Source organism: Pseudomonas sp. ACN5 (assembly GCF_002303975.1).
In the GTDB taxonomy this organism is placed as follows: Bacteria; Pseudomonadota; Gammaproteobacteria; order Pseudomonadales; family Pseudomonadaceae; genus Aquipseudomonas; species Aquipseudomonas laurylsulfatiphila.
The window spans coordinates 392,280-409,911 of the sequence record NZ_MRCP01000003.1; the positions used below are offsets into that span (position 1 = coordinate 392,280).

Here is a 17,632-nt window from a genome sequence, read left to right on the forward strand (position 1 = left end):
AGGATTGTAGCGCAGCCTTATTGGCCACGGTGGCTAAAGCTGTGCAGGGCTTTTTCGATGCACTGCGCGGTTTTGCCGAAGGCCTGAACGGAAATTTCCGAAAACGGCCCACCGCCCTGGTCCGCCACGACGATCATGATCGCCCGGCCATTATTGACCAGCGAGCGCAGCAGCAGGTGTTCGCCGCTGAACTGCGAACGCAGGCTGTTGGGCAGCAGGGCCGAGAATTGCGCGTTGTTGGCCGGCGTCAGGCGGACCTGCGCCTGTTGCGCGAGCAGGCGTTGCAATACGTTGCTCTGGCTGACCACGAAGTTCAGCCCGGCCGTTTCCTTCGGCAGGCCGGCCGTCTGATGCACGCGCAGGTTGGCATGGGTACGGTCGGCCATCAGGATCATCACCCGACGCATGCCGCAGGCCACGAGGGCGTCCCGGGCGGCGATGGTCAGGTGCATGGCATTGGTGAAGCGACTCGGCTCGACCAGCAATTCGGCGCATTGCTTGCGCCATTTCGCCAGATCTTCGGCAGTGGGTGCCGCGGCCGGCAGCAGTCCGGCGTGGATACGGTTCATGCCCCACGGCCAGATCAGCGATTCGGCGGGGTGCCAGAGGTCGGGCATGGCGTGATGACGCGCGCTGTTGGCGGCTTGCTGGTGCAGTTGTTGTTGCACCTCATCCATTGGCATTTGCAGGTAAAGGCTGGTCAGGTACTGCCAGCGTTCACTGTGCGGGCTGTCCCAGGCGTGTTGTACCGACAGCGCCAGACCGTTGGCCAGCAGCACCGTATTGGCCGGTTGATTGAGCCAGCGGCGCAGGGTCGGATCGTCATCGAGGCGGTTCTGCTGGCGCAACGGGTGCTCGCTGTCACGGGCGATGCGCAGGACTTTCACCAGCTCCCGCTGCTCGGTGAGCAACAGGCGATAGCCCTGCTGCACCCAGATCGGCAAGCGCCAGACCTCCACCAGCGCCTGGCCGATGTCCAGCAGGCGTACGCCAAACAGTTGCATTTCGACTTTACGTGCCGACTCACCTTTATGGATGACCCGCAGTTCCCAGTCTTCGAGCAGTTTTGGATGGGTCAGCGCCAAAGGCCACAGGGGCGAAAGAAACAGCAGGCTACCCCAGTGGATGTCCTGCCACAGGCGCGCCAGGCGACTGGCAAAAAAACCATTGGCCTGTTGCGTGGCGTGCTGGCTGATCATCTGCAGCTGACGCAAGGCTTTGGGGATTTCGAACTGGGGTTCGGCGGGCAGGCGTGCGAGCAGCTCTTCGGTGCGCTTCAAACCGAGGCGATTGATCGCGATCTCGAGGTTTTCCGCCGGTTCGGCCATGCCGCCGTGGGTGTGCCGGTTGGCTTCGCGAATCACGCTCAAGGCCAGGGCGGGGCTGCCTTGCATGAGGTCGGCGATATCGCGCAGCGAGCTGCGATTGTCGCGGATGGCCTTGCAGACCCGGTCGTGGCTGGCTTGCGGAACCGGCAGGCGCACGCCATCGAGCAGCTTGACCCAGCCTTCGAGCGTCGTCGGTTTTGGTGTTGGAACGTTCGTTTCGTTAACCATGGTGGGAGGCGATCATCGTCAACAATACCTGTGCCCGGAAGGGGTCAAATTAGCTTTTCGCCTGAACTGGCTATAGTCTGGCGCAGTTTTGCCGATAAGTAGAAGAAGAGATTTTTTAACTTCCGAATATGACCTTGAACCCGACTCAGTAAGTGCTCTCCTAACCTATGGCTAAAATTATCGGCATCATCGTCGTATTCGCGAGCGTGCTCGGCGGATACGTGCTTTCCCACGGCAAGATTGCCGCCCTGATCCAGCCTTTCGAGGTCATGATCATCGGCGGTGCGGCCCTCGGCGCCTTCTTGCAGGCCAACCCCGGCTACATGACGATGCACGTGCTCAAGAAGTCCCTGAGCATGTTCAGTTCGCGTTTCAACCACGCCTTTTACCTTGAAGTGCTGGGCCTGATCTACGAGATCCTCAACAAGAGCCGCCGCGAAGGCATGATGGCCATCGAAGGCGACATCGAAGATGCCGCCGCGAGCCCGATCTTCGCCAAGTACCCGACGGTCCTCAAGGACGAACGCATGACCGCGTTCATCTGTGATTACCTGCGCATCATGTCCTCCGGCAACATGGCCCCGCACGAGCTGGAAGGCCTGTTCGACATGGAGCTGTTCAGCCTCAAGGAAGACCTGGAACACCCATCCCACGCAGTCAACGGCATCGCCGACGCCATGCCCGGTTTCGGTATCGTCGCGGCGGTACTGGGTATCGTGGTGACCATGGCCTCGCTGGGTGAGGGCGACCAGAAGTCCATCGGCCTGCACGTCGGTGCGGCACTGGTCGGTACCTTCTTCGGTATTCTCGCCGCCTATGGCTTCTTTGGCCCGCTGGCCCACTCCCTGGCCCACGATGCCAAGGAGGAGCTGAACGTCTACGAAGCCATCAAGGCCTCGCTGGTGGCTTCGGCTTCCGGCATGCCGCCATCGCTGGCCGTAGAGTTCGGACGCAAGGTCCTGTACCCGGCGCACCGCCCAAGCTTCGCCGAGCTGGAACAAGCGGTTCGCGGTCGATAGTGCTCTGTTTCGCAAATACGTTCCTTTTTTGGCGAGTGACTGTTGTTGCCAGACAAGGCGCCGCGACGAGTCATAGCCCGCTATGGCGAGGAGCGGCAACGCCGTATGGCGACAACAGGCACCGTCAAAAAGGAACAGTATTTGTGAGACAGAGCACTCTGTATGGAAAATAATCAGCCGATAATCATCAAGCGCGTCAAGCGCATCGCCGGCGGGCATCACGGGGGCGCGTGGAAAATCGCCTTCGCCGACTTCGCCACGGCGATGATGGCGTTCTTCCTGGTGTTGTGGCTGCTGTCCACCGCCACACCGGAACAGAAGATCGCCATCGCCGGTTACTTCAAGGACCCGATCGGCTTTTCCGAAAGCGGCACGCCGTACATCATCGATCTGGGCGGCACGCCGACCATGGCGCCGGAAAACACCCTCAACCCCGAGGTGAAGTCCCAGCCGCAGCCGGACAAAGTCACCGTCGATGTTGACCAGGTCGAAGGCATGGCCGAGCAGGTCGAAAAGGAGCGCCTCGAGTTGTTGCTGCAGGAACTGCAGAACAAGGTCGAAGAAAACCCGCAGATGCAGAAGTTCAAGGACCAGATCCTGTTCGAAATCACTCAGGACGGCCTGCGCATCCAGATCATGGACGCGGAAAATCGCCCGATGTTCGACTCGGGTTCAGCTCGCTTGAAGCCGTATTTCGAAGACATCCTGCTGGCCATGGCCGACACCATCAAGGCGGTGCCGAACAAGATCAGCATCAGCGGCCACACCGATGCCAAGCCATACACCGGCACCGGTGATTTCGGTAACTGGGAACTCTCAGCCAACCGTGCCAACGCCGCACGGCGTGCGCTGGTGGCGGGCAGCTATCCGGATGCACAGGTGGCGCGCGTGGTCGGTTATGCCTCGTCGGCGTTGTTCGATCGCGAACATCCGTTCAACCCGGTCAACCGCCGTATCGACATCGTGGTGCTGACCAAGAAAGCCCAGCGTGCGATCGAAGGTTCGCAAGGCGCAGAGCCTGCTCCCGATGCGCCGCAAGGTTCGGCTGCACCAGGCGCAGCACCGACCGTGCCGGTCGACCCGAACGCATTGCCGGCGGACAAGGAACCGCTGCCGGCCCACGAACTGCGCGAGCGTTTGAATCTGTTTGATGATCCGGCGCCGAAAACGGGTGAACCAGGCAAACCGGCTGAACCGCCCAAGCAGTGACCGACAAAAAAGCCGACAGTGATGTCGGCTTTTTTGTGCGGCTTTCACTGATTTGGAGGCCGCCAGGGGGCACGATCCCCTGTAGGAGCCAGCTTGCTGGCGATGGTCGTCAACGGTAACGCGTGCTGTCTGAATCCACTCGGCGTACTGGAGTCTATCGCCAGCAAGCTGGCTCCTACAGATGATGGGTGAGAGAAACCCCGACCGGTCAAGAGGACGGCTCGGGGAGCAGAGTGACTCAGAACCCACGGATGATTCGGGTCTTGAGCTCGGCGTGAAAGCGATCCGCATTGGATCTGTTGACGCTGCGCACCGACTCGCTGCCGGTCACCGATTCCAGTGACATCGAGCGCTTGAGCGTCGCTTCGTTTCGATAGGCATCGATAAAGAACTCGATGTCCCGGTCGCTGGTCAGCTTCGGCCATTTGTCCAGGTACAGCGGCAGCTCGGTCGGGCCGGTCTTGAACGAGCAGATGCGTCGGTGGGTGATGGTCGCCTCGCCGATTTCGAACGGCACCCACCAGGACAGCGCGGTTTTCTCCGAGACCACCGCCAGCAGGTGCGTGCATTCACTGATGTTGCGGGTGATCACCCCAGTGATGTCGTCGGTGGTCTGGGATTCGGCATCCAGCACATCGAGGTAGGTCTTGATGTTGGCCTGGATCAGGCGCGCGTTGATCTTGACCGCGTGGGCGCGGTCCATGTGGCGGTAGCTGATAAACACTGGCATCAGAAATGTCCCTTGATCGCGAGTTCGCGGTAATAGGCGCCGAGGGCGGTGAGGCGGCAACCGGTGGAGTGGATGGCGGCGTAATACATGTGCTCGGCGTCCACCGGTTCGATGAGGCTGTGACGGTTGCACTTTTGCAACTGGGCGAAGACGTCGCCGTGCTCCGGGTTGAATTCAGGCTCGGTGGGTTCAAAACTGGGGGCGAGGGGGTACACCGACTCCGCTTCGGCAAACCATTCGGGGAGTTTGCGCAGGATTTCCTTGGGGATCAGCGGCGACACTTCGCGCAGGGAAATGAACTGCGAGACGTTGGTCTTGAACACCGGGCGCTGTTCCCAGGCGTCGAGGGCGTTGTCGACAAACGAATAGAGGCTGCCGGGTGTGATTTTGCCCAGGATGTTCGCTGCTCCGCCATGCAGGGCCTGGAGCAATAGTCCGGTGAATACGCCGTGTTGCCCGCCCTCCATCGCCGGCTCTTCCTTTTTGCAGGCGGTCAGAATGGTCATGCCTTCGCCGACCACGCTGCCCTCACTGCGCAAGGCGCGCAGTTCGCCGGCCGAGCCGCTCTGGCAGCAATCAAGGATGATCACTTTGTTTTTGATCTTCGTGGCCTTGCTCGCCCAGTTGAGAATGTCGCTGAGGCGAATCCCGTCCTTGGCGCTCTTGTAATTCTGCGGGATCAACATGCCTTCGTCGGTGTCGGTGTCGAAGCTGCCGTGGCCGGCGAAATACAGCAGCGCGACATTGCAGTCCCCGGAAAACAGTTCGCGGATCTGGTCTTCGAGCTTTTCCCGGCTCAGGTAGTCCTCGGCGGAGGTCAGCACGATGTTCTTGAAGTTCGGATCGCCATTGGCGTCGGTCTTCAGCACGGAAGCCATGGCCATGGCGTCATTGCTGCAGCCGCTCAGCCGCGAAACGTGGGTGTAGTCGTTGATGCCGATAAACAGTCCCTTGCGCATGGTTACACCGCCGTGTGCTGGCGAATGGCGCTGATGATGCTGTTGGTGTTCCAGGCACACTCGGCATGTGCCGCCTCACGTACCACCGTGGAAATCCGCTCGGCGCCGAACGGTTTGATCGCAATGATCACCTTGCCCATGCGCTTGGCGATCTCGATTTCCTTGTTGATCCACTTGCTGTAGGTGGAATACATCCCGGCCATGATCAATACCGCCGAACACGGACGGATCTTGTTTTCGATGGCCTCCTCAAGTTGTTTGTCGGTTTTCGCGCCGACAATCGGATTGTCCGGCGGCACCGAAAAATTCTTGTAGGCGAAACCGGGCTTGGCGTTGAGCAGGCGCACGAGACTGTCGTGGGCGTCGGAGTAGTTCCACGAGTGGCTGATGAACAGATGGTAGGTTTGCATGGGTGTCCCTCGATGTCGCTGGAGTGCGAAGAGGGTTTGAAACTAGGCGATTGCAGGGCGGCGACAAGAGACCGGCGCGGAAAGAGAAATGCCCTACAAGCGAGCGTGCGCACGTCTTACAGAAAGGTCTGATGTTTAGGCGGGGGAAGATCCAGCCGCCGACCACCCCGCGTAAAGCCGGGCGGTCGGCACGTCTGTTTAGTAGCCGTTTTCCGGCAGGCTGGCGATGATCGAGCGGTAGCTGTTCATCCGTTGCTGCTGCACGCGGCCATCTTCAAGGGCCTTGAGCAGGGCGCAACCGGGTTCGCGGTCATGCTTGCAGTCGCGGAAGCGGCAGGTGCCCAGCAGGTCGTTGAACTCGATGAAGCCGGCTTCGACGTCGGCACGGCTGACGTGGCCCAGGCCGAATTCGCGGATACCCGGGGAGTCGATCAACTCACCGCCGCCGGGGAAGTGGAACAACCGCGCGGTCGTGGTGGTGTGGGTGCCCTGGCCGGATAGCTCGGACAGCGGGCCGACGCGGGTCTCGACATCCGGCAGCAGGCTGTTGACCAGCGACGACTTGCCGACACCGGACTGGCCGACGAACACGCTGATGCGTCCGTCCAGTTGCGTCTGCAACTGCTCCATACCGTTACCGTGATGCGCCGACACTTCCAGCACCGGGTAGCCGAGGGTGCGGTATACGGCGAGCAAGGCATTCAGCGCAGGGGCGTTGTTTTCGTCGATCAGGTCGAACTTGTTCAGCAGCAGCAGCGGCTTGATGCCCGCATGTTCGGCCGCCACCAGGTAGCGGTCGATCAGGTTGGCGTGGGGCTCGGGCAGCGGTGCAAACACGATGACGATCATGTCGACGTTGGCCGCCACCGGCTTGAGCTGACCACGGCTGTCCGGGCGGCACAGCTCGGTGTTGCGCGGCAGTTGCGCCACGATCACACCGATGCCCTGGTTGCCGGCGCGCCACACCACCTGATCGCCGGTCACCAGCGCCGGCAGGTTCGCGCGCAGGTGGCAACGGAACACCTGGCCGGCGAGCTCGCCATCGCGGGCCTCGACCTCGACCTGCACACCGAAGTGCGCGATCACCAGACCGTGCTGTTCCGGGCCCAGATCGCCGCCCTCAAGTGCCTCGACAGCCGAGGACTCGCGTTTGGCGGCGCGGGCAGCGCGTTCGCCCTGAATCTTTTCGATGCGCCAGTTTTGGCGGCGATTGAGTTGGCGTTTGGCCATGGGTGTTCCGTATAAAGAATGCAGCGATTAGGTAAAACGGCCGCGAGTTTAGCACGCCCGGCCACCGGCCTAGGCTAAACTGCGCAGCATTGCTTAGGAGCCGAACATGCAAAATCCGCAGAACCTGATCTGGATCGACTTGGAAATGACCGGTCTGAACCCTGATACCGACGTCATCATCGAAATGGCCACCATCGTCACCGACAGTGACCTGAACACCCTGGCCGAAGGCCCGGTGATCGCCATTCACCACAGCGACGAAATCCTCGCCGGCATGGACGAGTGGAACACCCGTCAGCATGGTGGTTCCGGGCTGACCCAGCGGGTTCGCGATAGCCGTATCAGCATGGCCGAAGCCGAAGCCGAAACCATTGCCTTCCTGGAGCAGTGGGTGCCGAAGGGCAAATCGCCGATCTGCGGCAACAGCATCTGCCAGGACCGTCGCTTCCTTTATACCCACATGAAATCCCTGGAAAGCTATTTCCACTACCGCAACCTCGACGTGTCCACGCTCAAAGAGCTGGCGGCGCGCTGGGCACCGGACGTGCGTGACAGCTTCAAGAAGGGCAGCACCCACCTGGCGCTGGACGACATCCGCGAATCCATTGCCGAGTTGCAGCACTACCGCAAGCACTTCATCAAATTCTGATCGGGCTCCCCTGTAGGGGCTGCGGCAGCCCCTACAGGGGGTTGTGGGCTTTGGTGAATTGAGTAGACTGCGCGCCTTTTCGCAAGGACCGCCACCATGTTGCTGATGCTCTACCTGATCGCCATCACCGCCGAAGCCATGACCGGCGCCCTGTCTGCCGGGCGTCGTGGCATGGACTGGTTTGGCGTGGTGCTGATCGCTTGCGTCACGGCACTGGGGGGCGGTTCGGTGCGCGATGTGCTACTCGGGCATTACCCGCTGACGTGGGTCAAACATCCGGAATACCTGGTGCTGACCACGGCTGCGGCGATGATTACCGTGTTCACGGCACGCTGGATGCGGCATTTGCGCTCACTGTTTCTGGTGCTCGATGCCATGGGGCTGGTGGCCTTCACCCTGATCGGCTGCATCACCGCCCTGGAAATGGGCCATGGCATGTTGGTCGCGTCGGTCAGCGGCGTGATCACCGGAGTATTTGGCGGCATCCTGCGGGACATTTTCTGCAACGATATTCCGCTGATCTTCCGGCGTGAGCTGTATGCCAGCGTCTCGTTTGCGGCGGCGTGGTGCTACATGCTCTGTCTGTACCTGAACTTGCCTGGGGAGCAGGCGATTCTGATCACCCTGTTCGGCGGATTCCTGTTGCGCTTGTTGGCGATCCGTTTCCACTGGGAAATGCCCAAGTTCGTCTACAACGACGAGGCTTGAAGCCCCGATCCCCTGCGGCAGCTCCTACACGAGGCCGTGTTGTTTCAGGGCCCACTCGACGTGTTCGCGGACCAGTTCGGACGGATGCTCGCGCCGCGCTTTCAACGCCTCCAGCACCGGGATCGTCGAAGGCGCATTGCCCAGGCCTATCGCCAGGTTGCGCAACCAGTTTTCGTAACCGGTCCGACGCAGCGGCGAGCCTTCGGTGCTGCTCAGGAATTTCTCCTCATCCCACATGAACAGTTCCGCCAGTCCGGCGTTATCCAGGTTGTGCCGCGGCTTGAAGTCGCTTTCACCGGACGGGCGGGCGAAGCGGTTCCAGGGGCAGACAATCTGGCAATCATCGCAACCGAACACCCGATTGCCGATCAGCGGCCGCAGGTCTTGCGGGATCGCGCCTTTGAGTTCGATGGTCAGGTAGGAAATGCAGCGCCGGGCATCCAGCACATAAGGGCCGACGAAAGCATGGGTCGGACAGATGTCGAGGCAGGCACTGCACCGACCGCAGTGTTCGGTGGCGTGGGGTGGGTCTACCGGCAGCGGCAAGTCAACGAACAGCTCGGCGAGGAAGAAATAACTGCCTGCCTTGCGATTCAACACCAGGGTGTTTTTGCCAATCCAGCCCAGGCCGGCCTGTTCGGCGATGGCTTTTTCCAGCACTGGTGCGCTGTCGACAAAGGCACGGAAACCAAACGGGCCGATTTCTGCCTGAATCTTGTCCGCCAGTTGTTGTACGCGCTTGCGGATCAATTTGTGGTAATCACGACCCAGGGCATAACGCGAGACGTAGGCTTTTTCCGGCTGGGCGAGCATTTTCGCCATGTGGGTGTCGCCCGCCAGGTAGTCCATGCGCAGCGAAACCACGCGCAAAGTGCCGGGCACCAGCTCCTCCGGGTGTGAGCGTTTGCTGCCGTGGGCGCCCATGTAGTCCATTTCGCCGTGGTAGCCGGCGGCGAGCCAGCGCTCCAGGTGGTGCTCGTGCTCGCCCAGGTCGAGGCCGCTGATGCCGACTTGTTGAAAGCCCAGCTCGCGGCCCCAGTCCTTGATGGATTGGGCGAGGGCAGGCAGGTCTGTGGTAATAGCAGGCATGAGGCGAGAGAAACCGGAGCTGAGGTGCGTATAATTCTGCCAGACATCGGAGCCCGAAGACGCATGCCGCACACTAAAGATGAATTACCCGACGCGCTGTACAGTGCCGCGCAAGTGCGAGCGCTCGATGCGAGCCTGATCGCCGCCGGTACACCGGGTTTCGAATTGATGCAGCGCGCGGCGCGGGCGACATGGCGGGCGCTGGTGCGGCAATGGCCGACAGCGAATGAACTGAGTGTACTCACCGGCCATGGCAACAACGCCGGGGACGGGTATCTGGTGGCCGTGTTGGCCCTGCGCGCAGGCTGGTCTGTCCGGGTATTGGCGGTGGGAGATCCGCAGCGCCTGCAGGGGGACGCGGCCTTGGCACATGCCGAGGCGGTATCTGAAAAAGTGCTCATCGAGCCCTGGACCGCACAATCCGGATTGCGCGGCATCGTCCTGGATGCTTTGCTTGGCACCGGACTGAGCGGTGAGGTGCGTGAGCCGTATGCCAGCGCCATCACCGCGATCAATGTGAGCGGGCTGCCGGTTGCGGCGGTGGATATTCCTTCAGGACTGTGCGCCGATACCGGTCGTGTCCTCGGCGTGGCGGTGCAGGCCGACCTGACCGTGACCTTCATCGGCTTGAAATTGGGATTGTTCACCGGCGAGGCGGCGGATGTGGTCGGCGAACTGCTGTTCAACGACTTGCACGCAGACCCCCGGTTGATAGAAGGCGCTGCTTTCACCGCCCGTCGCCTGACCGCAGCTAATCTGCCGCGTCCAGCAGCGCGGGCACCGGCTTCCCACAAAGGCAGATTCGGCCATGTGTTGCTGATCGGTGGCGATCGCGGGTTGGGTGGCGCGATTCTACTGAGCGCGCAAAGTGCGCTGCGCAGCGGTGCGGGCATGGTGTCGGTGGCGACCCGCAGCGAACATGTCGCGGCCGCACTGGCGCGGATCCCCGAGGCGATGGTGCTGGGCACTTCCTCGGCCAATCAGCTGATGGATTTGCTGCAAAAGGTTTCCGTGTTGGTTGTCGGTCCGGGGCTGGGGCAAGCGGGTTGGGGGCGCAGCTTGTTGTCGGCCGCCGCTAACGCAGCGTTGCCGCAAGTCTGGGACGCCGATGCGCTGAACCTGCTGGCCGAGGAACGTGTGAGTTTGCCCAGGGATTGCGTGATCACCCCGCATCCGGGCGAAGCGGCGCGGTTGCTCGGAATGAGCACGGCGCAGGTTCAAGCCGACCGACCGGCAGCGGCCCATGCATTGAGCAAGAAATATTCGGCGGTCGTGGTGCTCAAGGGGGCCGGGAGCCTGATCGCCAGTCCCGACGGGCGGCTGGCCGTCTGTCATCAGGGCCATCCGGCGATGGCTACTGCCGGATTAGGCGATGTTCTGGCCGGTTTGCTCGGCGCATTGCTGGCCCAGGGCATGGAGCCCTTCGACGCGGCCTGCCTGGCGGTCTGGCTGCACGCCAATGCCGGCGAACAGCTAGGAAAATTCGGCCGTGGACTGGCGGCCAGTGATCTGATTCCAGTCATTCGTCAGTTGTTGGAGGAGCAAGCACCGTGTCTGAAGTAACCCTGTACCTGGCCGATGAGCAGGCCATGAGCGACTTTGGCGCACGCATTGCCCGAATCACCCAAGGCCATGGCCTGATCTTCCTCGAGGGCAACCTGGGGATGGGCAAAACTACGTTGTCCCGAGGCATCATCCGCGGCCTGGGGCATGTCGGGGCAGTAAAAAGTCCGACCTTCACCCTGGTTGAGCCCTACGAGATTGGCGACATTCGCGCCTTCCATTTCGATTTGTACCGTCTGGTCGATCCGGAAGAGCTGGAGTTCCTCGGTATCCGCGACTATTTCGAAGACGATGCCCTGTGTCTGATCGAGTGGCCCGACAAAGGTGCAGGCTTTTTGCCAAAGCCGGACCTGACCATTACCATTAGCCCGCAAGACAGCGGGCGTTCGCTGAAAATTTTATCCCAGGGCTCGCGTGGCAAGGCCTGGTGTGCCGCTTTGGCATTGGAATCCAAATAAATGATGGGGTTAGGTATGCGCTTTCGCGCGTTGGTTGCTGCCGTAGGGGTGTTGTTTCTGGCGGTGACCGTCGACGCTGTGGCCGATTCGAAGGTCAACAGTGTTCGTCTGTGGCGGGCACCGGACAACACACGTCTGGTGTTTGACCTGACCGGCCCGGTGCAACACAGCGTCTTTACCCTGACCGCGCCGGATCGCCTGGTCATCGACATCAATGGTGCGACCCTCGGTGCGCCACTCAACGTCAACACATCGAATACTCCGATTACCGCCATGCGCTCGGCTCAGCGCACGCCGACCGACCTGCGGGTGGTCATCGACCTGAAAAAGGCGGTGACGCCAAAAAGCTTCTCCCTGGCGCCGAACGCCCAGTACGGCAACCGCTTGGTGGTCGATCTGTTCGATAACGCCGCGGATGCCGCGCCTCCTCCGGCGCCGACACCGACTGTGGCCACGATGCCCGCCGTCCCGGTCACGCCTGTGGAGCCTGCAATCAAACTGCCGCCGGCCCCGGCCGGCAAACGCGACATCATCGTGGTGATCGACGCCGGACACGGTGGCGAAGACCCGGGCGCATCGGGTTCTCGCGGTCAGCGTGAGAAAGACGTGGTGTTGCAGATCGCCCGCGAATTGCAACGCCAGATCAACGGCATGAAAGGTTTCCGTGCCGAACTGACCCGTACCGGCGATTACTTCATTCCTTTGCGCGGCCGTACCGAAATTGCCCGCAAGAAAGGCGCCGACCTGTTCGTCTCGATCCACGCCGACGCCGCGCCTTCTACCGCCGCTTTCGGTGCCTCGGTGTTTGCCCTGTCCGATCGTGGTGCGACCTCGGAGACGGCCCGCTGGCTGGCTGACAGCGAAAACCGTTCCGACCTGATCGGTGGTGCGGGCAACGTCAGCCTCGATGACAAGGACCGCATGCTCGCCGGCGTGCTGCTCGACCTGTCGATGACGGCATCCCTGACGTCCAGCCTGAACGTTGGGCAGAAGGTGCTGAGCAACATTGGCCGGGTTACGCCTCTGCACAAGCAGCGGGTCGAACAGGCCGGTTTCATGGTGCTGAAGTCGCCGGATATTCCGTCGATCCTGGTGGAAACCGGGTTCATCTCCAACGCCAACGAAGCCTCGAAGCTGGCCGCGTCTGGCCACCAGCAGGCGCTGGCGCGCTCGATCAGCAGCGGCGTGCGCCAGTTCTTCCAGCAGAACCCGCCGCCGGGCACTTACATTGCCTGGCTGCGCGACTCCGGCAAGATTGTGCAGGGGCCACGTGACCACCGCGTCAACCCGGGCGAGACCCTGGCGATGATCGCCGTGCGTTATCAGGTGTCGCCCGCGGCCCTGCGCAGTGCCAACAACCTGTCGAACGATGAGCTCAAGGTCGGTCAGCACCTGACCATTCCGGGCACTGAGCTGGCGGCCAAAGAATGAATCAGCTCGTGAACAACGGCGCTCGCATCGAGCTGCTCAGCCCGCGACTGGCGAACCAGATTGCCGCCGGTGAGGTGGTCGAGCGTCCGGCTTCGGTGATCAAGGAACTGCTGGAAAACAGCCTCGACTCCGGTGCCAGGCGCATCGACGTCGATGTGGAGCAGGGCGGCGTCAAATTGCTGCGGGTGCGCGACGACGGTAGCGGCATTTCTGCCGATGACCTGCCGCTGGCGCTGGCCCGTCACGCCACCAGCAAGATCCGCAACCTGGAAGACCTCGAACAGGTCATGAGCCTGGGCTTTCGCGGTGAGGCCCTGGCATCGATCAGCTCCGTCGCGCGCCTGACCCTGACCTCCTGCACCCGCGACGCCGATCAGGCCTGGCAGGTCGAGACCGAAGGCCGTGACATGGCACCCCGCGTGCAGCCTGCGGCGCATCCGGTGGGCACCTCGGTTGAAGTGCGCGACCTGTTCTTCAACACGCCGGCACGACGCAAGTTTCTCAAGACCGAAAAAACCGAATTCGATCACCTGCAGGAAGTCATCAGGCGTCTGGCCCTGGCGCGCTTCGATGTGGCGTTCCATCTGCGCCACAACGGCAAAACCATCCTCAGCCTGCATGAGGCCCATGATGATGCGGCCCGTGCCCGGCGCGTGGCGGCGATTTGCGGGCCGGGCTTCCTGGAGCAGGCCCTGCCGATCGAAATCGAGCGCAACGGCCTGCATTTATGGGGCTGGGTCGGCCTGCCGACCTTCAACCGCAGCCAGGCCGACTTGCAGTATTTCTTCGTCAATGGCCGTGCCGTGCGCGACAAGCTGGTGGCCCACGCGGTACGCCAGGCCTATCGCGACGTGCTGTTCAACGGTCGGCACCCGACCTTCGTGCTGTTTTTCGAGGTCGATCCGACCGGCGTCGACGTCAACGTGCACCCGACCAAGCACGAAGTGCGCTTCCGCGAAGGGCGCATGGTTCACGATTTCCTCTACGGCACCTTACACCGCGCCTTGGGCGATGTGCGCCCCGATGATCATCTGGCTGCACCGGTTGCCACGGCCATCGTCCGGCCTACCGGCCTCGAAGCCGGTGAATTCGGGCCCCAGGGCGAAATGCGCCTGGCCGCCAATGCCCTGCTGGAACAGCCTCAGGCCCAGCCGTCGTTCAATGCACCGGCAGGTTCGGGTGCTGGCGCCGGTTATCAATATCAGTACACACCACGTCCGCAGTCCGGTGTTCCGGTCGCTGAAGCGCAGGCCGCCTACCGCGAGTTTTTTGCGCCGCTGCCCGAGGCCAATGCCGTCGCGCTACCGGCCGGGCAGGACGACATCCCGCCGCTGGGTTATGCGCTGGCACAACTCAAGGGCATCTACATCCTTTCGGAAAACGCCCAGGGCCTGGTGCTGGTGGACATGCACGCCGCCCACGAGCGGATCATGTATGAGCGTCTGAAGGTGGCGATGGCCAGCGAGGGCCTGAGTGGTCAGCCGTTGCTGGTGCCGGAGTCCCTGGCCGTCAGTCAGCGTGAAGCTGATTGCGCCGAGGAGCATGTCGCCTGGTTCCAGCGCCTGGGCTTTGAGTTGCAGCGCCTGGGCCCGGAAACCCTGGCCATCCGGCAGATCCCGGCACTGCTCAAGCAGGCCGAAGCCAACCGGCTGGTCGCGGACGTCCTGGCTGACCTGATGGAATTCGGCACCAGCGACCGCATTCAGGCGCACCTGAACGAGTTGCTCGGGACCATGGCCTGCCACGGTGCGGTTCGGGCGAACCGGCGTCTGGCCCTGCCGGAAATGAATGCCCTGCTGCGTGACATGGAAAACACCGAACGCAGCGGTCAATGCAACCATGGCCGACCGACCTGGACCCAACTGGGCCTGGACGATCTGGACAAACTGTTCTTGCGCGGTCGTTGATGAGCCAGCTCCCACCTGCGATTTTCCTGATGGGCCCGACCGCCGCCGGCAAGACCGACCTGGCCATCGAACTCACCAAGGTCCTGCCTTGCGAGTTGATCAGCGTCGATTCGGCGCTGGTCTACCGTGGCATGGACATCGGCACCGCCAAGCCATCCAAAGAGCTGCTGGCGCAATATCCGCACCGTCTGATCGATATTCTCGACCCGGCCGAGAGTTATTCGGCTGCGGATTTCCGCCGTGACGCCCTGCAAGCCATGGCCGAGATCACCGCGCGTGGAAAAATTCCGCTGCTGGTAGGCGGCACGATGCTCTATTACAAGGCTTTGGTTGAAGGCCTGGCGCAGATGCCGGCCGCCGATCCGCACGTGCGCGCCCAGATCGAAGAAGAGGCTGCACGCCTTGGCTGGCAAGCCCTGCACGACCAGTTGGCAGTGATCGACCCGGTTTCTGCCGCGCGTATTCATCCGAACGATCCGCAGCGTCTGAGTCGAGCACTGGAAGTTTATCGGGTAAGCGGTCAGAGCATGACTGCGCTACGCTTGCAACAATCTGCGCAAAGTACCGAAGCAGCCGCTTCGGGACAGCAACAATTGCCCTATACTGTCGCGAACTTGGCTATTGCCCCGGCAAATCGCCAGGTACTGCACGAGCGAATTAAACAAAGATTCACTTTAATGTTGGAACAGGGATTCATTGACGAGGTCGTAGCCCTGCGTAATAGAGGTGACCTGCATGCCGGGATGCCGTCTATACGTGCAGTAGGCTACCGCCAAGTCTGGGACTACCTGGATGGCAAGCTGACGTCAGCCGAGATGCAGGAGCGTGGAATCATTGCCACGCGCCAATTGGCGAAACGCCAGTTCACCTGGCTGCGCAGTTGGACTGACCTGCATTGGCTGGACAGTCTGGATTGCGACAATCTGCCGCGCGCCTTGAAATACCTGGGGACCATCTCCATATTGAGCTGAGTCCTTGCAATTGCCGTCTATCCTTGGGGGTGTGGCGGCTAAAGCCATCTGTTTACCTATTTTTTATATTGAATCCTTAAAGGAGTGCGGCACATGTCAAAAGGGCATTCGCTACAAGACCCTTACTTGAATACTTTACGTAAAGAGAAAGTTGGGGTGTCCATCTACCTGGTCAACGGTATCAAACTGCAAGGAACGATCGAGTCGTTCGACCAGTTCGTCATCCTGCTGAAAAACACCGTAAGCCAGATGGTCTACAAGCACGCTATCTCTACAGTGGTACCGGTGCGTCCAATTCGTCTGCCTAGCGCAACCGAATCCGATGCAGGTGACGCTGAGCCAGGTAACGCCTGATAGGAGTCTCCTTTGTTCTTTGAGCGCCACGGTGGTGGTGAGCGAGTGATCCTCGTTCACTTGGATGGACAGGACCCTGAGGCGCGCGAAGATCCGCAGGAGTTTCAGGAATTGGCTAATTCGGCCGGCGCCGAGACCGTTGCGTTTTTTAACGTGCCGCGTCATCGGCCAACCGCCAAATTTCTGATTGGCAGTGGCAAGGTCGAGGAGCTACGCGATCTGGTCCATGCCGAAGAAGCAGACCTGGTCATCTTCAATCACGTCCTCACACCCAGTCAGGAACGTAACCTCGAACGGGTCTTCGAGTGTCGCGTGATCGACCGCACCGGTCTGATTCTCGATATTTTCGCGCAACGCGCCCGCACCCATGAAGGCAAGCTCCAGGTAGAACTGGCCCAGCTTGACCACATGAGCACCCGGCTGGTTCGTGGCTGGACCCACCTTGAGCGCCAGGCTGGCGGTATCGGCATGCGTGGCCCGGGTGAAACCCAGCTGGAAACCGACCGTCGTCTGCTCCGGGTTCGCCTGCGGCAGATCAAGGGCCGCCTGGAAAAAGTGCGCAGTCAGCGTGAACAGTCGCGACGCGGCCGTTCCCGTGCGGATATTCCTACCGTGTCCCTGGTGGGCTATACCAACGCCGGTAAATCCACGCTCTTCAATAACGTGACGAAATCCGACGTGTACGCGGCTGACCAGTTGTTTGCCACGCTGGACCCGACCTTGCGCCGTCTGGAACTGGACGACCTGGGGCCGATTGTCCTGGCCGACACTGTGGGTTTCATTCGCCACTTGCCCCACAAGCTGGTCGAGGCATTTCGGTCTACGCTCGAAGAGTCGAGCAACTCCGACCTGTTGCTGCACGTGATCGATGCGGCCGAACCGGATCGCATGTTGCAGATCGAGCAGGTGATGGTGGTGCTGGGTGAGATTGGTGCCCAGGACTTGCCGATCCTCGAGGTCTATAACAAACTCGATTTGCTTGAAGGCGTTGAGCCACAAATCCAGCGCGACGAAAACGGCAGGCCCCAACGGGTCTGGCTCTCGGCACGTGATGGCACAGGTCTGGAATTGCTTGAGCAAGCCATTGCCGAGTTGCTGGGCAGTGAATTGTTTGTCGGTACCTTGCGCTTGCCTCAGCGTTTTGCGCGTCTGCGTGCACAGTTTTTCGAGCTGGGCGCGGTACAGAAAGAAGAATACGACGAAGAAGGTGTCAGCTTGCTGGCCGTTCGATTGCCGCGCTCGGAGCTCAATCGACTGGTCAGCCGTGAAGGCGTTGTGCCGACGGAGTTTATCGAGCAACACACTTTGCAATAAAAGCCTGAGAAAGCGGTTGTGCCGTGGTGACAGGCATTCTGTAGCATTGGTCGGCGCGCCGTGGGTGCGTCTTTG

At 61.3% G+C, this 17,632-nt stretch carries 17 protein-coding genes; 11 read left to right on the forward strand and 6 right to left on the reverse strand.

Annotated features, from left to right (window positions below):
• Nucleotides 1-17 precede the first annotated feature (17 nt).
• Nucleotides 18-1,556 carry an HDOD domain-containing protein gene (locus BSF40_RS07840; RefSeq protein WP_095964688.1) on the reverse strand — a complete coding sequence of 513 codons (1,539 nt, stop codon included), beginning with the start codon at nucleotides 1,554-1,556 and terminating at the stop codon, nucleotides 18-20.
• A 167-nt stretch (nucleotides 1,557-1,723) separates the two neighbouring features.
• On the opposite strand from BSF40_RS07840, the gene motA reads away from it, so the two are divergent.
• Nucleotides 1,724-2,575, forward strand: coding sequence for a flagellar motor stator protein MotA (motA, locus tag BSF40_RS07845; RefSeq protein ID WP_015093220.1), 852 nt, complete (start codon nucleotides 1,724-1,726; stop codon nucleotides 2,573-2,575).
• Nucleotides 2,576-2,737: 162 nt separating this feature from the next.
• The gene (gene motB / locus BSF40_RS07855; RefSeq protein ID WP_095964689.1) at nucleotides 2,738-3,784 is read left to right on the forward strand and encodes a flagellar motor protein MotB; all 1,047 of its coding nucleotides are present in this window, start codon (nucleotides 2,738-2,740) and stop codon (nucleotides 3,782-3,784) included.
• A gap of 238 nt (nucleotides 3,785-4,022) precedes the next feature.
• Here motB and BSF40_RS07860 read toward each other — a convergent pair whose 3' ends face one another.
• The 4 genes from BSF40_RS07860 to rsgA all read right to left on the reverse strand — a co-directional run bounded on the left by BSF40_RS07860 (nucleotide 4,023) and on the right by rsgA (nucleotide 7,113).
• Nucleotides 4,023-4,514, reverse strand: coding sequence for a toll/interleukin-1 receptor domain-containing protein (locus tag BSF40_RS07860; RefSeq protein ID WP_095964690.1), 492 nt, complete (start codon nucleotides 4,512-4,514; stop codon nucleotides 4,023-4,025).
• Nucleotides 4,514-5,473: a caspase family protein gene (locus BSF40_RS07865; protein ID WP_095964691.1), complete on the reverse strand. Its 960-nt coding sequence runs from the start codon at nucleotides 5,471-5,473 to the stop codon at nucleotides 4,514-4,516. The genes BSF40_RS07860 and BSF40_RS07865 overlap by 1 nt, the downstream gene beginning before the upstream one ends.
• Nucleotides 5,474-5,475: 2 nt before the next feature.
• Nucleotides 5,476-5,883, reverse strand: a complete 408-nt coding sequence (locus BSF40_RS07870) for a TIR domain-containing protein (protein WP_095964692.1) — start codon at nucleotides 5,881-5,883, stop codon at nucleotides 5,476-5,478.
• Between the two features lie 198 nt (nucleotides 5,884-6,081).
• A complete protein-coding gene (rsgA, locus tag BSF40_RS07875; RefSeq protein WP_007978809.1) occupies nucleotides 6,082-7,113 on the reverse strand; it encodes a small ribosomal subunit biogenesis GTPase RsgA in 1,032 nt (343 codons plus the stop codon).
• A gap of 106 nt (nucleotides 7,114-7,219) precedes the next feature.
• Here rsgA and orn point away from each other — a divergent pair, with 106 nt between their 5' ends.
• Complete coding sequence (gene orn, locus BSF40_RS07880; RefSeq protein ID WP_008048058.1) at nucleotides 7,220-7,762, forward strand: oligoribonuclease; 543 nt, start codon at nucleotides 7,220-7,222, stop codon at nucleotides 7,760-7,762.
• A gap of 96 nt (nucleotides 7,763-7,858) precedes the next feature.
• Entirely contained in the window at nucleotides 7,859-8,470 is a 612-nt protein-coding gene (locus tag BSF40_RS07885) for a trimeric intracellular cation channel family protein (protein WP_007973246.1), read from the forward strand.
• A 24-nt stretch (nucleotides 8,471-8,494) separates the two neighbouring features.
• Here BSF40_RS07885 and queG read toward each other — a convergent pair whose 3' ends face one another.
• Nucleotides 8,495-9,559 carry a tRNA epoxyqueuosine(34) reductase QueG gene (queG, locus tag BSF40_RS07890; RefSeq protein WP_095964693.1) on the reverse strand — a complete coding sequence of 355 codons (1,065 nt, stop codon included), beginning with the start codon at nucleotides 9,557-9,559 and terminating at the stop codon, nucleotides 8,495-8,497.
• 63 nt (nucleotides 9,560-9,622) lie between these two features.
• Between queG and BSF40_RS07895 the strand changes: the two genes are divergently transcribed.
• From BSF40_RS07895 to hflX, 7 genes are all read left to right on the forward strand, one after another.
• A complete protein-coding gene (locus BSF40_RS07895; protein ID WP_095964694.1) occupies nucleotides 9,623-11,122 on the forward strand; it encodes an NAD(P)H-hydrate dehydratase in 1,500 nt (499 codons plus the stop codon).
• A complete protein-coding gene (tsaE, locus tag BSF40_RS07900; RefSeq protein WP_095964695.1) occupies nucleotides 11,110-11,580 on the forward strand; it encodes a tRNA (adenosine(37)-N6)-threonylcarbamoyltransferase complex ATPase subunit type 1 TsaE in 471 nt (156 codons plus the stop codon). The genes BSF40_RS07895 and tsaE overlap by 13 nt, the downstream gene beginning before the upstream one ends.
• Complete coding sequence (locus BSF40_RS07905) at nucleotides 11,581-13,011, forward strand: N-acetylmuramoyl-L-alanine amidase (protein ID WP_095964696.1); 1,431 nt, start codon at nucleotides 11,581-11,583, stop codon at nucleotides 13,009-13,011. It abuts the gene before it with no gap.
• Nucleotides 13,008-14,918, forward strand: a complete 1,911-nt coding sequence (gene mutL / locus BSF40_RS07910; RefSeq protein ID WP_095964697.1) for a DNA mismatch repair endonuclease MutL — start codon at nucleotides 13,008-13,010, stop codon at nucleotides 14,916-14,918. The genes BSF40_RS07905 and mutL overlap by 4 nt, the downstream gene beginning before the upstream one ends.
• Complete coding sequence (miaA, locus tag BSF40_RS07915; protein ID WP_095964698.1) at nucleotides 14,918-15,889, forward strand: tRNA (adenosine(37)-N6)-dimethylallyltransferase MiaA; 972 nt, start codon at nucleotides 14,918-14,920, stop codon at nucleotides 15,887-15,889. Before mutL ends, miaA begins: the two co-directional genes overlap by 1 nt.
• Before the next feature lie 93 nt (nucleotides 15,890-15,982).
• Nucleotides 15,983-16,243, forward strand: a complete 261-nt coding sequence (gene hfq, locus BSF40_RS07920; protein ID WP_003221112.1) for an RNA chaperone Hfq — start codon at nucleotides 15,983-15,985, stop codon at nucleotides 16,241-16,243.
• 12 nt (nucleotides 16,244-16,255) lie between these two features.
• Nucleotides 16,256-17,557 carry a ribosome rescue GTPase HflX gene (hflX, locus tag BSF40_RS07925; protein ID WP_095964699.1) on the forward strand — a complete coding sequence of 434 codons (1,302 nt, stop codon included), beginning with the start codon at nucleotides 16,256-16,258 and terminating at the stop codon, nucleotides 17,555-17,557.
• Nucleotides 17,558-17,632 lie beyond the last annotated feature (75 nt).